The 14,822-nt window shown below is 63.0% G+C and carries 16 protein-coding genes; 5 read left to right on the forward strand and 11 right to left on the reverse strand.

The genetic code is table 11. The annotated features are described in order from the left end of the window. Window positions 1–33: 33 nt before the first annotated feature. Window positions 34–891 carry a protein-disulfide reductase DsbD domain-containing protein gene (locus C5J24_RS14655; protein ID WP_245446642.1) on the reverse strand — a complete coding sequence of 286 codons (858 nt, stop codon included), beginning with the start codon at window positions 889–891 and terminating at the stop codon, window positions 34–36. 162 nt (window positions 892–1,053) lie between these two features. Here C5J24_RS14655 and C5J24_RS14660 point away from each other — a divergent pair, with 162 nt between their 5' ends. The 3 genes from C5J24_RS14660 (at window position 1,054) to C5J24_RS14670 (ending at window position 3,104) form a co-directional block, all read left to right on the forward strand. Beyond that, a complete protein-coding gene (locus C5J24_RS14660) occupies window positions 1,054–1,659 on the forward strand; it encodes a YqgE/AlgH family protein (protein WP_105418801.1) in 606 nt (201 codons plus the stop codon). 93 nt (window positions 1,660–1,752) lie between these two features. Continuing rightward, a complete protein-coding gene (locus C5J24_RS14665) occupies window positions 1,753–1,944 on the forward strand; it encodes a CsbD family protein (protein WP_105418803.1) in 192 nt (63 codons plus the stop codon). Window positions 1,945–2,036: 92 nt separating this feature from the next. Next, entirely contained in the window at window positions 2,037–3,104 is a 1,068-nt protein-coding gene (locus C5J24_RS14670; RefSeq protein ID WP_105418805.1) for a putative zinc-binding metallopeptidase, read from the forward strand. Window positions 3,105–3,347: 243 nt separating this feature from the next. Here the strand turns inward: C5J24_RS14670 and C5J24_RS14675 are convergent, their stop codons facing one another. The 6 genes from C5J24_RS14675 to C5J24_RS14700 form a co-directional block, all read right to left on the reverse strand. After that, window positions 3,348–4,502 (reverse strand): acyl-CoA dehydrogenase family protein, encoded by a 1,155-nt coding sequence (locus C5J24_RS14675; RefSeq protein WP_105418807.1) that lies wholly within the window; start codon window positions 4,500–4,502, stop codon window positions 3,348–3,350. A gap of 202 nt (window positions 4,503–4,704) precedes the next feature. Continuing rightward, window positions 4,705–5,157, reverse strand: a complete 453-nt coding sequence (locus C5J24_RS14680; protein ID WP_105418809.1) for a DUF1801 domain-containing protein — start codon at window positions 5,155–5,157, stop codon at window positions 4,705–4,707. A 21-nt stretch (window positions 5,158–5,178) separates the two neighbouring features. Beyond that, window positions 5,179–5,646 carry a DUF1801 domain-containing protein gene (locus C5J24_RS14685; protein WP_105418811.1) on the reverse strand — a complete coding sequence of 156 codons (468 nt, stop codon included), beginning with the start codon at window positions 5,644–5,646 and terminating at the stop codon, window positions 5,179–5,181. Window positions 5,647–5,657: 11 nt separating this feature from the next. Next, a complete protein-coding gene (locus C5J24_RS14690) occupies window positions 5,658–5,873 on the reverse strand; it encodes a hypothetical protein (RefSeq protein WP_105418813.1) in 216 nt (71 codons plus the stop codon). Between the two features lie 72 nt (window positions 5,874–5,945). Next, on the reverse strand, window positions 5,946–6,377 hold the full coding sequence (locus C5J24_RS14695) for an SRPBCC domain-containing protein (RefSeq protein WP_105418815.1): 432 nt from the start codon (window positions 6,375–6,377) through the stop codon (window positions 5,946–5,948). Beyond that, on the reverse strand, window positions 6,374–6,697 hold the full coding sequence (locus C5J24_RS14700; RefSeq protein ID WP_046631613.1) for a helix-turn-helix transcriptional regulator: 324 nt from the start codon (window positions 6,695–6,697) through the stop codon (window positions 6,374–6,376). Before C5J24_RS14700 ends, C5J24_RS14695 begins: the two co-directional genes overlap by 4 nt. A 293-nt stretch (window positions 6,698–6,990) precedes the next feature. Between C5J24_RS14700 and C5J24_RS14705 the strand changes: the two genes are divergently transcribed. Further along, window positions 6,991–7,695 carry a helix-turn-helix domain-containing protein gene (locus C5J24_RS14705; RefSeq protein WP_105401959.1) on the forward strand — a complete coding sequence of 235 codons (705 nt, stop codon included), beginning with the start codon at window positions 6,991–6,993 and terminating at the stop codon, window positions 7,693–7,695. A gap of 6 nt (window positions 7,696–7,701) precedes the next feature. Here C5J24_RS14705 and C5J24_RS14710 read toward each other — a convergent pair whose 3' ends face one another. From C5J24_RS14710 to thrC, 4 genes are all read right to left on the reverse strand, one after another. Further along, window positions 7,702–10,539 carry an EAL domain-containing protein gene (locus tag C5J24_RS14710; protein WP_245446651.1) on the reverse strand — a complete coding sequence of 946 codons (2,838 nt, stop codon included), beginning with the start codon at window positions 10,537–10,539 and terminating at the stop codon, window positions 7,702–7,704. A 71-nt stretch (window positions 10,540–10,610) separates the two neighbouring features. Further along, window positions 10,611–11,222, reverse strand: a complete 612-nt coding sequence (locus C5J24_RS14715; protein WP_046607106.1) for a GNAT family N-acetyltransferase — start codon at window positions 11,220–11,222, stop codon at window positions 10,611–10,613. 30 nt (window positions 11,223–11,252) lie between these two features. Then, window positions 11,253–12,551 carry a pitrilysin family protein gene (locus C5J24_RS14720; protein WP_105401957.1) on the reverse strand — a complete coding sequence of 433 codons (1,299 nt, stop codon included), beginning with the start codon at window positions 12,549–12,551 and terminating at the stop codon, window positions 11,253–11,255. A gap of 33 nt (window positions 12,552–12,584) precedes the next feature. Further along, window positions 12,585–13,988 carry a threonine synthase gene (thrC, locus tag C5J24_RS14725; protein ID WP_205412867.1) on the reverse strand — a complete coding sequence of 468 codons (1,404 nt, stop codon included), beginning with the start codon at window positions 13,986–13,988 and terminating at the stop codon, window positions 12,585–12,587. Between the two features lie 126 nt (window positions 13,989–14,114). Here thrC and C5J24_RS14730 point away from each other — a divergent pair, with 126 nt between their 5' ends. Next, window positions 14,115–14,684 carry a PilZ domain-containing protein gene (locus C5J24_RS14730; protein WP_105419095.1) on the forward strand — a complete coding sequence of 190 codons (570 nt, stop codon included), beginning with the start codon at window positions 14,115–14,117 and terminating at the stop codon, window positions 14,682–14,684. Window positions 14,685–14,822: the final 138 nt, after the last annotated feature.

Genomic DNA, 14,822 nt, shown 5'->3' on the forward strand with positions numbered 1-14,822 from the left:
GTCGGAGGCAGGTCCGATCAACAGGACGTGACGTCACTCGAAGGCGAGCGAGGTTTCCATGGCGCGGTTGCCGGCGATCACCAGAATGCCCCAGCGCTTGCCCTTGATGTCGTAATTCTTCGGCAATTTGCCGACCGGCATGTCGAGCGCGTAAGCGTCGCCGTCGCGCCGACCGTTGACGCCGTCGAAGAGCACGTGGCCCTGCGGACCGGTGACGATCACCTGCGGCGGTGCCGAGGCCTCGGGCGGCAGTTTCAGCTTCAGGGCCAGCTTGTCGCGCCCCTGCGTCATCGCGTAGTAGGTGACGGCGAAATCGTCCGAGGGAGGTTCCGGGAGTTTCGAGGCCGCGGCGTTGAGGATCATTGCTTCCTCGACGGGCGTGCCCTTGTTGGCACCGAGCTGCAGCGAGAATTCCGCCTGGAACGGAATGCAGATATTGCGGCATAGGCCGACGAAGGCGGAAGCGCCGAGGTTCAGCGGCTTGCCGGGATCCTCCATCTTCAGCTCGAAGGGCAGGGTGACCGCATGGTCGTAGCCGATATCGCGCAGCTTGCCGTTGTCGATCCGCTTCGGCACGGGGTAGCTCATGCTGTTCAGCGTCACGCCGCTTGCCTTGGAAAACATCATCTGTGGCGGAATGCCGGCATCGCCCGGCTCCTTCCAGTAGGTGATCCAGCCGGCCTTTGGTTCGATCTGCAGCGCGCCACGCACCGTGCCGTCCGGCTCGGGCGGCATCGCCACCACCCGCATCCGGCCGCCCTCGTTGCTCGCCCAAGGCGTGGTCTCGGCGCAGCTCATCGTGGCAATGCCCAGGACTGCGCCTGCAGTGATGCAGGCGGCGAGCGCTGCTGGCGCGCGTGACGGAATGCTGCTCGGCAAAATTCTCTTCATCGACCAAGCGTTTAACCGATTGGCCTTGCCCGAACCAGTCACGAGCCCACGCAAACTGATCATTTTCGGTTGATTGATCGGGGCGACTGCCCCATCTTGATGGAATTGCAATTGACGCTCTCCTGCCCGTTTGGCCGGGCCGGAAGGCAGGCTGGAGGCATCATGTCTTTCTCGACCCTCGAGGACAAGAGCGAACGGGGCTTCCTGGACGGACAGTTCCTGATTGCCATGCCGGGCATGCAGGACAGCAATTTCACGCGCGCCGTCGTTTATGTCTGTGCCCATTCGCCGGCTGGCGCGATGGGCTTCATCATCAACCGCGCGCAGCAGATTTCGTTCACGGACGTTCTCCTTCACCTGAAGATCATGGATCAGGCCGATGCGATCATGCTGCCGGTGCAGACCCGTGATCTGCCGATCCTTTCCGGCGGTCCGGTCGAGACAGGCCGCGGTTTCGTGCTGCATTCGGACGATTTCGTCAGCGAGTCCTCCATTCCGGTGAGTGACGACATCTCGCTGACCGCAACGCTCGATATCATCCGCGCCATCTGCGACGGGCGGGGACCGGCGCGTGCCACGATGCTGCTCGGTTACGCCGGCTGGGGCGCCGGCCAGCTGGAACTCGAGATCGCCAACAACGGCTGGCTGAACTGTCCTGCCAGCGACGCGCTGATTTTCGACCGCGCGCTGGAAGGCAAGTACGAACGCGCCCTGGCGCTCCTGGGCGTCAGTCCGGAAATGCTCTCCAGCGAAGCTGGCCACGCCTGATCGTCCAATTTCGAAAGATTTCCGGAACGAAGCCTGCAGCCCGGAGTTCTTTTCCCAGCAGGACGATGGGCGTCCTCACCGAGGAGAAGCACGATGGGCAGCACCAGTGACAAGATGGCCGGCAAGGCCAACGAAATGGCCGGCAAGGTCAAGCAGGCGGCCGGCGACATGACCGACAATCCGAAGCTCAAGGCAAAGGGTGCGGGCCAGGAAGCCAAGGGCCATGCGCAGCAGGCCAAGGGCAAGGTCAAGGATGCGGCGAAGGGTGTTGTCGACCGCATGTAACGGTTACTCTACAAGCTTAGAATGCGAACCTGTTCCGGCTCCGGCCGGAGCAGGTTTTCTGTATCCGCCCATTTGAAACCGACGGACGTTCCATGCGCCTCTACGACTGCGATCATTGCGGCCAGACCATCCATTTCGACAATCGCTCCTGCGTCAACTGCGGCCATCGGCTGGCATTCGTCCCGGAGCATCTGGCCATGCACGCGCTCGCGCAGGATGAAGGGGAGGGGGCATGGCATCTCGTCGCCCGGCCGGACTACAAGGTGCGCCACTGCGCCAATGCCGCGATGGACATCTGCAACTGGACGGTCAGCGCCGACGATCCGCATCCCTTCTGCCCTGCCTGCCGGCATAACCGGCTGGTTCCGGACGCCTCGACCGAGGTCGGCCTCAGCCAGTGGCGACGCATCAGCCAGGCGCAGCGGCATCTCTTCTACTCGCTGATGCGTTGGAACCTGCCGCACACCAATCGCGACGAGGATCCGCAGGGCGGCCTCGTTTTCGATTTCCTGATCGACGAGATTCAGCCGGACGGCACCATCGTGCCGGCCATGACCGGCCACGAGGATGGCCTGATCGCGATCCGCGCCGCCGAGGCCGACGATGCGACCCGCGAGCAGGTGCGCGTCTCGATGAACGAGCCCTACCGCACCATGCTCGGCCATTTTCGCCATGAGACAGGTCACTATATCTGGGACAAGCTGGTGCGCGACGGCGGCAGGCTGGAGGAGTTCCGCGCCATCTTCGGCGACGAGACTATCGATTACGGCGCGGCGCTGCAGAGAAATTACGAGCTGGGCCCGCCGCCCGGCTGGCAGGATTTCTACATCAGCACCTATGCCAGCACCCACCCCTGGGAAGATTTCGCCGAGTGCTTCGCCCACTACCTGCACATCGTCGATACGCTGGAGACCGCCCGTGCCTATGGCATGGTGATCGAGCCGCGTGGCCATGCCGAAATGGCGGCGGAAGTGGCTTTCAACCCTTATGCGGCACGTGATGCGGAACAGCTCGTCTCAGCCTGGGTGCCGTTCAGCATGGCGCTCAACAGCATCCATCGCTCGATGGGCCAGCCGGATCTCTATCCCTTCGTCCTCTCGCAGGCCGTCATGGTCAAGCTGGAATATATTCACCGGCTTATCCAGGCGCAGAGGGGATAGCCCCGCCCCAAAAAGAAAACCCGCCTTTCGGTGGATCGAAAGGCGGGAAGTAGTTTATGGGGCGCATTCAGAGACCCCTGGGAATTAGGGGGCAAGATCACGATTTCGTCAACTCCAAAACATGCATTATCATATTTTAACAGGCGCTACTTTACGTTGAACTTGCCCTTTTTATCGTGCATTCTGGAGTAAAAATGCAGCCTATGCTGGTTTTTATGCGTCGCCACCTCAAGCTTTTGTTTCTCAAAAGGTCCTGAGCGTATCGAGCCCCAAGGCCATGCGGCCGGAAAACTCCTGCTGCGGTCCTGATCTCATGGGGTGATAACGGGCGCCCTGAATGTCGCGGAAGCGGCGTTCGAGGCCCTTGTCCCGATAGAAGGCTGCACCGCCCGCTGTCTCCATGGCGAGTTCCGTCGCGGCCATCGCGTGGCGGGCGACCAGCGAGCGGCCGATCATGATCTCGTTGGTCGTGGCCGGCGAAGGTTCGCCGCGCTCGGCCGCTGCAATCATGGCGGCATGGGCGTATTGCGCGGCCCTGAGTTCGGTCTCCATCCGCCCGGCAAGCTCGATCACATGGGCGTCCGGCTCCTTCCGCTTCGCCATCTCGACCGCGATATCGCGTGCGCTTTCCGCAACGCCGAGATAGGCCGCGTAGATCAGCGGGAAGGCGATCATCGAGATGATGTGGAACAGCATGTGCCATTCGCCTTGGTTGCGCTTCAGCGCGACCGCTTCTTCCGTCACCACATGGCCCTCGATCATCACGTCGTTCGAGCCGGTGCCGCGCATCCCCATCACCTTCCAGGTGTCGAGAACTTTGACATGCGGCGATTTCATCGGCAGGCCGAAATGCAGGACCTTCGGTCCATCCGGTTCGTCGAGCACCGCGCCGGTCATCAGGATGTCGCCGATCGGCGAGCCGGAGGTGAAGATCTTGCGCGCGGTGATCCGGTAACCGCCATCGACCTTCTGGGCCTTGCCCGATCCTTCGATCCAGTCCGAGCCGCCGCTCGAGAGCAGGACGACCCGCTCCGCCGCCACGCGTTTGAGAAGCGGCATCACCGGTGCCGCCTTCTGACGTGTCCAGCGCCAGGCGGGGATCGCCACCTGATGCGTGTGCATCGAGAAGGCGAGCGCCGTCGAGCCGCAATGGTGCGCGAGCTCCCGGATCATATCGCAGAGTTCGCGAACCTCAGCGCCGCCGCCGCCGAGATCGGCGGGGACGCCGGCCTCGATCAGGCCGGAATGGCGCAGGTCGCGATAATTGTCGGCGACGAAGGCATCGCCGTCATCGGACTCCGCGGCGCGTGCGGCAAAGACCGGCCCGAGCGACCTGGCAATGCCGACCGCATTCGAATGGACCGTGTGGGCGGGTTTGAGTTCGGTTGCCGTTGTCATTTTTTTCTCCTCCCATTTGTCGAGAATGGGCGGAGTGTTGGCCGCTCGGCGAGCCGCCGCAAGTACAGGAAATGGACTAGACCCTGCCGGACACGGATAGCCGCCGCCGCGGCGCCGAGGATGACCGGGGCAAATCCGGTAACCCGGAGCCCTTGATCATGGCATCGGAAAGCGGATCGATCCGCACCGTTTAGCGGTACTTTTAGGCGCTCTTCGGCTTCTTCTGCGAGCGGGCGGGGCGGGCGGTATTCAGCGCCACGGCGGCCCGAATGAGTGCCTTCAGCGCCTCCTCATCGATCTTGTCGCCCTCGTGAAAATCGATCGCACGCCTGGTATTTCCGTCGAGGCTGGAGTTGAAGAGGCCGGAAGGATCCTCCAGCGAAGCCCCTTTGGCAAAGGTCAGCTTCACGGCTGCCTTATAGGTCTCGCCGGTGCAGATGATCCCGTCGCGCTCCCAGACCGGGACCCCTCGCCACTTCCATTCCTCGACCACGTCGGGCTCGGCCTGCTTGATCAGGAACCGGACCCGGGCGAGCGTCTCGCCCCGCCAGTCGCCAAGCTCGCGGATCCTCGCATCGATCAACTGCGCCGGAGAAGGGTCTTTGTCCGCCGAAATGCTGTTCATGGTTTCCATTGTTGCCGTCGCTTTCTTCATGCTGTCGCCGTTCGCCCGTCGCTACATCCGTTCGCCGGGCAATTGGCTGGCCTGTTTCACCCAGTCGGCGAGCTGTTTTTCGTCGAATTCGTCTCCCTCATGGATATGGAAGTAGCGCGTCTGCGGCGTTTTGGACGTGCCGGGAGGGACGGGGTTGAGCGAGGTGCCGCGGAAGAAGGCCAGCTTGATGTAGTTCGTGAAGCAATGGACGCTGAGGAACCAGCCGTCGCCTTCGATGCCGTAGAGCGGCGAGTTCCATTTGACCGCCTTGTAGACGTTGGGGACGGTGCTGGTGACGAGTGCGTCGAGGCGGCGCCCGACATCGCTTTTCCAGCCCGGCATGGCGGCGATATAGGCCTGCACGGGTGCGTCGCCGTAACCCTTGGCGATCTGCGGGTTGCCGCCCGAAAGGAGAGCCGGCTCCGCAGCGACGCGGCTGGCGGGTGCCGGCTTGGCAGCCCCGGATTTCCTGGGCGTCTTTTCAGCCATTCTGTTCACTCCTATCCGCTGGCGCGTTGCCCGCTACGACGGGCGTATGGCAACGCGAACAGATAAAGACCGCTCAACATTAGCAGGAACAGGGGGATGAGGGGAGAGTAGACGATCCACAAGGGCGGCTCGCCGATGCCCATGGCGACGAAGTTCGCAATGACCGTCGCCGTAAAGACGATCGACAGCCAGCGGTGGACCTGCCGCGTTAACGTGTTCCAGTTCAACGATAATACCTCCCCTGAAAACGACGGCAGTGCCGCCCTGTAAAAATTCCGGCCTCGGCCTCTCGCAAGGCGTCAGTCGATCCTCGCCAGAACCGTCTCCAGCGCACTGGCGAACCCCTGCCATCCGTGGCGGGCGCCGTTATAGGCGAGCGTCTGATCCGGCCGGAAGCCCGACTGCTCCATGCGCAGATGGGTTCCTGTGCTGGTCGGGGTAAGCGTCAGGGTCACAACGCTTCTCAGATCGTAGGCCGCATCCTCATGCGCATGGTCCCAGGTGTAGGAGAGCTTTCTGTGAAGCTCCACGGCCAGCACTTCGCAGTCCAGGACGCCGCCCCACTCGCCGCGAAGCTTGAAACGGTGACCCACGACCGGCTGGAAATCGTTCTTCATCAGCCATTCCTCGATCAGGTGCTGTTGCGTGAGCGCCCGCCAGACCTTTTCCGCCGGGTGAGCAATATCTCGCTCGACGACGACGGTGCGTGTTTGGGTCGAAGTATCGTTCATTGGTCCATCCTTTTGAGCAGGTCTTCGAGGCGGTCGAAGCGGTTTTGCCAGAACCCGGCCATCTGGCTCGTCCAGTCGACCAGCGGCGCGAGCGCGCCGAGCTGGGCGCTATAATGGGTCTGGCGGCCCTCATGGCGGTCGCGCACCAGCCCGGCCCGCTTCAGCACCCCGAGATGTTTCGAGACAACCGGCTGAGAAACCCCGGCCTGCGCCGTCAGGACCCCGACCGTCCTCTCGCCTTCGCGGCACAGCCGCTCGAATATGGCTCGCCGCGTCGGGTCGGCAAGCGTTCGAAAGAGCACATCGTGGGCGTTCGACACTGAATTCATACCTCATTGGCTATGGATTTACGTATAGCTCTAGAGCTATGAATGAGTCAAGAGGGGATGAGGCGGCAATGCTATATCGATTGCTCTGTGATGATAGCGTTTAGATTCGTCATGCCTTGGCAGCTATGTATCGTGTCCGAGCGTTCGGCACGCGCCGGGACGGACGAGGTGTTTGATATCCGTCATCCGGAGCCGCCCCGTTGTCAGGCCAATAGTCCATAAAGCGGACTTGGTCGGTTTCCGGAACGGGATTATTCTGCCCCGGGGCATGCGAGGAGATGGCGATGTTGGAGGTGACGGCGAGCTACGGCCAGTTCTGTCCGGTGGCGATGGCGGCGGAGGTATTCTGCACCCGCTGGACGCCGCTCGTGCTCCGCGAACTTCTGTGCGGCAGCTGCCGTTTCAACGACCTCCGGCGCGGCGTGCCGCGCATGTCGCCGACCCTGCTTTCGAAACGGTTGAAGGAACTGGTCCAGGCGGGCATCGTCGAAAACCGCAAGGCGGCCGATGGGGTGATGGAATATCATCTGACGCCGGCCGGCGAGGATTTGCGCGAGGTGGTGATGACCCTCGGCTTCTGGGGCCAACATTGGGTCGAGACCCAGCATTCGCTTCAGAAACTCGATCCGTCGCTGCTGATGTGGGACATGCGCCGCCACCTCGATCCGACGCCGATGCCTTCGCGGCGTTGCACGGTCCTCTTTCTCTTTCCGGAGCGGCCGGCGGCCCAGCAGCGCTACTGGCTGGTCGTCGACGGCCGCGATGTCGATGTCTGCTCGACCGATCCCGGCTTCGAGATCGACCTCTACGTGACCAGTTCGCTCCGGACGATGACCGCCATCTGGATGGGTATCGCGACGGTGCGGACCGAAATGGCGCAGGGAAGGCTGGAGCTGGACGGCGATCCGGAAATGGCGAGCTCGATGCAGCAATGGCTGGGCCTCAGCCCCTTCGCCCGCGAGCGTCCGAGAGCGGGCAAGGCCGCTTGAGAAAGCCTACGCCCGCTTGGTCAGCGGGAAGCGCTCTTTCAGAAGACGGAGCACGGCATCTGCCGGGGCAGGCGGGCCGAACAGATAACTCTGGCCGAAATGGCAGCCCATCTTGGCAAGTTCCGCCGCATCCTCGTCGGTCTCGACGCCCTCCGCCACCACGGTCATTTCCAGCGCACGGGCCATGGCGATCACGGAACGCAAAAGGACTGCCCGCTTTTCCGTTGCGTTGCGAACCAGCGCCTTGTCGAGCTTGATCGTGTCGAACGGGAACTGCGTAAGGTAGGCGAGCGACGAATAGCCGGTGCCGAAATCGTCGAGCGCGAGGCTGAGGCCCGTCTCCTTGAGTTTGCCAAGCACCAGCCGCGCCTGTTCCGGGTTCTCCATCATCAGCGACTCGGTGAGTTCGAGCTTCAGCTGGCCCGGATTGACCTGGGTCTTCTGCAATAGCGCGCGCACGTCGTTGTAGAGATCGGCGTTGAGAAGCTGGGCGCTCGACAGGTTGACCGACACGAACACCGGCAGGTCGCCGGTCTGGCCCTGCCAGACCATCAGGTCCGAGGCGGCCCGGTCGAGGGCGAACAGGCCGAGCGGGCCGATCAGGTCCGACATTTCCGCAATCGGAATAAACTCCGAAGGCGGTATGCTGCCGCGCTTGGGATGATCCCAGCGCATCAGCGCCTCGAAACCCGCTATCTCGCCATCCTTCAGGCTGATGATCGGCTGATAGGCGAGGAACAGTTCCTTGCGCTCGATGGCGCGGCGAAGATCGGTCTCGATCTGCAGCTTGTCGGCGCCGGCGGCCCGGAAGGCGGGGCGGAAAGGCTCGACGCGGTTGCCGCCGGAGCGTTTCGCCCGGTACATGGCAAGTTCCGCGTCGGCCAGCATGCCGGAGGCGCTTTCCTGCTGGTCGACCCACGAGGAGAGGCCGATCGAGGCTGTCAGGATGATTTCGCGGTTGGCGAAGTTGATCGGCACCATGATCGCCTTGGAGACCGCATCGGCAAAATCCGCCACCTTGGCCGGGTCGCGCTCGGAGACGAGGATCAGTCCGAACTGGTCGCCGGCAAGTCGCGCCAGCGTGTCCTGCGGCTTCAGCAGCCGGCGCAGACGGCGGGTCAGCGCGATCAGGATATTGTCGCCGGCGGCGATGCCGAGACTATCGTTGACCTGCTTGTAGCGGTCGATGTCGATCGCCATGACGGTCGGCCGCACGGTGTCGCCGGCCGGCGCCAGCGTCAGCACCGATTGCAGCCGGTCGAGGAAGACCTGGCGGTTCGGCAGGCCGGTCAGGTTGTCGTGCAGTGCGTCCTGGAGCAGCCGTTCGACGGAATTTTTCTGCTCGGTCACATCGATGATCGTGCCGACGCAGCGGATGATTTCGCCGTTCGAGCCGAGCACCGGCCGGGCGCGGATCTGCAGCCAGTGGAAATGCCCGTCCTCGGCGCGGATGCGGAATTCGTGGTTCAGACGGCCGCGGCGGTGTTCGAGCAGCACGTCCAGCGTCGCGCGAAAGCGGTCGCGGTCGTCGGGGTGCAGCCGCGGCACCCAGTTGCGCACCGGCCCGTGCATGGCGCCGACATCGAGCCCGAGGCGGGTCGAGATGTCCGGTGTGGTGACAACGCGGTCGCGGGCCACGTCCCAGTCCCAGACGGTGTCGCCGCTGCCGGTGAGCGCCAGCGATTGCCGTTCGAGATCGGAGAACAGGCCCTGCTGATAGGCGCCGCCGGCAAAGGCGTGCTGCATGACCGTGAAGCCGATGAGAAGCACGATCAGAACGAGACCGCCGCCAAGCGCCGGCTGAATGATGTCGTTGTCGAGCTTGCCGGTCACCGTCAGCCAGCCGGCGAACAGCCAGACCAGGATCAGCGCCCAGGTCGGCACCAGCAGGATCGCCCGATCGTAGCGGTTGAAGCCGAGATAGATGATCAACAGGATGCCGACGGTACCGGTCAGTGCGAACGAGAGGCGGGCGATGCCCGACGCGACCGAGGGATCGTAGATCGCCACACCGCCGAGCAGCACCAGGCCGACCACCCAGGCAAGCGTCGCGTAACCGAGATGCACGTGCCAGCGGTTGAGGTTGAGGTAAGTGAACAGGAAGATGACGAGCGAAGACGCGAGCGCCACCTCCGCCGCCGCGCGCCATATGCGCTGGTCGCCCGACGTGACGGTGATCAGCTTGTCCAGGAAACCGAAATCGACGCAGATATAGGCGAGTACCGCCCAGGCAAGCGCTGCCGCCGCCGGCAGCATCGAGGTGCCCTTGACGACGAAGAGAATGGTCAGGAACACCGCCAGCAGGCCCGCGATTCCAAGCACGATGCCGCGATAGAGCGTGAACGAGTTGACCGTGTCCTTGTAGGAGTCCGGCTGCCAAAGATAGATTTGCGGCAGCGACGGCGTCGCGAGCTCGGCGACGAAGGTGATGGTCGAACCGGGGTTCAGCGTGATCCGGAAAACGTCGGCATCCGGGCTCGGTATCCGGTCGAGCGCAAAACCTTCCGAGGGCGTGATCGAGATGATGCGCTGCGAGCCGAGGTCCGGCCAGAACATTTTCGAGTTGGCGAGCCGGAAATGCGGGGCAACGATCACCCGTTCGAGCTGTTCTTCCGAAACGTTGGAAAGTGCAAAGACCGCCCAGTCGCCCTGGTGGCCGGGAGAGCTTGCACGCACCTCGATGCGGCGGCGGATGCCATCCGCAGCGGCGGCGGTCGACACCTGGAAGGCCTCGCCCTGGTTGACGTAGATATCGGTGGTTCTCGTGAGGTCGAGCGCCGTGTCGTCTCGCGAGATCTTGACCGGCTCCGCGGCGCGCGCACCTGGCGCAGCCGTCAGGACCATGGCGGCTGCGAGGAGGGCGATGATTGCCGGAAAAAAGCGGATCAATGACGCAAGACGCAAGGCTGAGGCGTTCATGGCTTCAGCATCTTCCCGAACTCACCGTCTTCCGGCAGGCGGGAAAACATCAGGTGGTCGCGCCATTCGCCATTGATTTTGAGATACTTGCGCAAAAGACCTTCCTGCTCGAAACCGGCCTTTTCCAAAAGCCGGACACTTTTCCAGTTCTCCGGAATACAGGCTGCCTCGATCCGGTGCAACTGAAGTCCGCCGTAGATATACGGGATAGCCACCTTCAATGCGGCCAACATGTGGCCTTGGCCGGAATGTTTCTCGCCCATCCAGTAGCCGACCATGCAGCTCTGCGCCGCACCCCGGCGGATATAGCCGATGGTCAGGCCGCCGAGCAGCACCTGGTCGTCGCGGCGGAAGAGCAGCAGCGGCACGGCAAGGCCCGAGGCATATTCCTGGCCGCTTCTGACGACGCGCAGGCGGAACGCCCCTTCGGTCAGCTCGTCCGGCCGCCAGATCGGCTCCCAGGGCTGCAGGAACGGCCGGCTTTCCGAGCGCAACCGCTGCCACTGTTTGTAGTCGGAATAACGGGGAAGCCGGAGCAGGTGGTTTTCGCCATAAAGCTCTGGTGTGTCCGGCTGTCGCGACAGGAACCGAAACACCGATTTGGTCATGCTAACGCTGCTCCGGGCAGGGCGGCCGGTTTAACCGGCAGCCTTCTTCGTCTGGATCCCCGGCGTGGAAAGCGCCGTGGAGATGTCGGTCAATGGCGCGAGCTGTTCGATCGGGCCGACCGCCGACAAGGTGGGAACTGTATCGAAAAACAGCCGTCCGGCAAGGTCGGTAAGCCGCTCCGTGGTGATACCTTCCAGCCGTTCCATCATTTCCGGGTTGGGGATGGGGCGACCATAGAGCATCATCTGGCGGGCGATCTGGCCGGCGCGGGCGGCCGGGCTTTCCTGGCCCATCAGAAGCTGGGCGCGGATCTGGGCGCGGGCACGGTCGATTTCCTGCTGGTGGATCGTCTCCGAGGACTTGCGCAGCTCATCGATGATCACAGGCACCAGTGTCGGCAACTCGTTGCCGCCGGTTGCCGCATGGATACCGAAGATGCCGGTATCGGAAAAGCCCCAGTGGAAGGCATAGACCGAATAACACAGGCCGCGACGTTCGCGCACTTCCTGGAACAGGCGCGAGGACATGCCGCCGCCGAGGATGTTGGCGAGGATCTGCGAGCAGTAGAAGTCGCGCATGTGATAGGCCTTGCCCTCGAAACCGAGCAGCACCTGCGCGTCCATCAGGTCGCGGGTTTCGCGCACGTCGCCGCCGATGTAACGGGCGACTTCCAACACAGGCGGCGAACTCGGGGTCATGGGCAGGCGGGCAAAACGCTCTTCCACCTGCTTGACGAACGTCGTGTGATCCACGGCGCCCGCAGCGACCACGAACATCCGGTCGGTCGTGTAATTGCGCGAAAGGTAGTTGCGGATCTGCCCTGGCGTGAAACCCTTGACCGTATCCGGCGTGCCGAGGATCGGTCGGCCGATCGTCTGACCGCGATAGGCGACCTCGGAAAACTTGTCGAACACCACATCGTCGGGCGTGTCGTTGGCAGCGCCGATCTCCTGGAGGATGACGTGCTTTTCGCGACGCAGTTCTTCCTCGTCGAAGGCTGATTCCGTCAGGATGTCGGCAAGGATGTCGACCGCGAGCGGTACGTTGTCCCTGAGCACCCGGGCGTAATAGGAGGTGGTTTCGGTGGATGTTGCGGCATTGAGTTCGCCGCCGACATTCTCGATTTCTTCGGCGATGTCACGGGCGCTGCGGCGGGCGGTGCCCTTGAAGGCCATGTGCTCGAGGAGGTGGGCGATCCCATGTTCGTCCTCGGTCTCGTTACGCGATCCGGACTTGATCCAGACACCCAGCGCGACGCTCTCCAGATGCGGCATGGTTTCGGTGACGACCGTCAACCCGGAGGCGAGCCGGGTGATTTCTACATTCATGTTTACGTCTTTCCGGCGCCGCCGATACCTCTGTTACTTAGCGCGGGCATGCTGGCCGATGAATGTTTCGACGGCCTTAAGCTCAGGCTCCAAGATATCGAAGCGCTCCTCCCTTTGCATAAGATCAGCAAGCCATGATGGAAGCGCCGGATCAATTCCGCAAGCGGATTTTACCGAGGCCGGAAATTTGGCCGGGTGCGCAGTGGCCAGAGTGACCATCGGGCTTGCCGGTTTTGCGTTCTTGCCTGCGACGAAAACACCGGTCGCAGTATGGGGATCGAGGAGGTATCCGGTCTCGGAAAGCGTTTCGCGGATGGTTGCGGCAACCTGTCGCTCCGTCGCCCGCCCGGCACGGAACTCGCGGCGGACGGCTTTCAGCGCCTCCGGCTTGATCTCGAAGCTGCCGGACTGCTTCAGCCCGGCCATCGCGGCGCGCACCGAAGCGGCGTCGCGGCCATAGGCTTCGAACAGCAGCCGCTCGAAATTGGACGAGATCTGGATGTCCATCGACGGCGAGGTGGTCGCCTTGACGTCGCGCATCTCGTAGCGGCCGGTCTTCAGCGTCCGGGCGAGAATGTCGTTGTCATTGGTGGCGATCACCAGCCGGTCGATCGGCAAGCCCATCTTCTTGGCCACATAACCCGCGAAAATATCGCCGAAATTGCCGGTCGGCACCGTGAAGGAGATTTTCCGGTCCGGCCCGCCGAGCGAAACGGCGGCCGTGAAATAATAGACGACCTGCGCCATGATGCGCGCCCAGTTGATCGAGTTGACGCCCGAGAGCTTCACCCGGTCGCGGAAGGCGACGTCGTTGAACATCTCCTTGACGATGTTCTGGCAGTCGTCGAAATTGCCCCTCAGCGCCAGCGCATGCACGTTGGCGGCACTGGAGGTCGTCATCTGCCGCTGCTGCACGGACGAGACCTTGCCATGCGGGAAAAGGATGAAGATGTCGGTGCGCTCGCGGCCCGCGAATGCGTCGATGGCCGCTCCGCCGGTATCCCCCGACGTCGCGCCGACGATCGTGGCGCGCTCGCCGCGCTCGGCCAGCACATAGTCCATCAGCCGGGCGAGCAGCTGCATCGCCACGTCCTTGAAGGCGAGCGTCGTGCCGTGGAAGAGCTCGAGCACGAAGTCGTTCGGCCCGGTCTGCACCAGCGGCACGACGGCCGGATGCCGGAACGTGGCATAGGCCTCGTCAATCATGCCCTTCAGCTTGTCGGCGGGGATTTCGTCGCCGACGAAGTGCTTGAGGATCTCGAAGGCGACCTCCTGATAGGTCCTGCCGCGCAGGGCGCGGATCTCCTTTTTGGAGAGCGAAGGCCATTGGCGTGGCACGTAAAGGCCGCCGTCGCGGGCAAGGCCCGCCATCAGCGCATCCCGGAATCCGAGCGGAGCGGCTTCGCCCCGGGTAGAAATATAGTCCACGACCATCAACCCCAATCGATTTTTATTCGCGCCGCTGATATAGACCAGGAAAATGGGCGGTGAAAGACCGGAAAGTGACGCTCCGGTTCGCCAGGTGAATGGCCAAGAAATTGGGATCGAAGAGGGTTGAGTACGGTGTTTGCAAAGATTTCGCGTGGTCTTCTGGCGGTGTCGCTCGTGGCGGTTCTCGCAAGCTGCAATTCCTCGGCGCCGACAGAGGGGCTGACCCCGACCGCAACCGCCGCCCCCGCCGCTGAGGCAGCAACTCCCGTCGTGCAGGCATTCTGCCCGCCGGTCGTCATGCTGGAACAGACCGCCATTCACCGCGCCTATGCGCGCGGCGGTGAAAATAAGCCGGAAAAACTGCTCTATCAGGCCTCGCTCGCCGATGCGACGCGCCAGTGCACCGCCAATGAGACGACGCTGACCATCAACGTCGTCGCGCAAGGACGTCTCGTCCAGGGCCCGGTCGGCGTCCCCGGCACGGTCACTCTGCCGATCCTCATCGAAGTGGTCGACGGCGACAGCGTCATCTATTCGCAGAAGGTGTCCTTCCCGGTCGACATGCCGGCCGGCGGCACCCAGTTCATCTTCAACAAGGCGGATGTGCAGATCCCGAACGCGCAAGGCGGCGCCTCGCGCTTCACCCGCGTCCGCCTCGGCTACGACACCGGCCCAGCAAAGAAGCCGGCCCGCCGGAGCTGAATCATCGAAGGCTTCGGAGCAATAGGTAAGATAGAACGATCAGGGCGAGTGCACTGATCGCCATGCCGCCGTTGGCGGTCGCCTCAATGCCCCAAGCTTTGAAGGAGAGAATATCGTTCATCGCGCACCTTTCAGCAA

Origin of the sequence: Neorhizobium sp. T25_27, from assembly GCF_002968565.1 — a bacterium.
Classification (GTDB): Bacteria; Pseudomonadota; Alphaproteobacteria; order Rhizobiales; family Rhizobiaceae; genus Neorhizobium; species Neorhizobium tomejilense.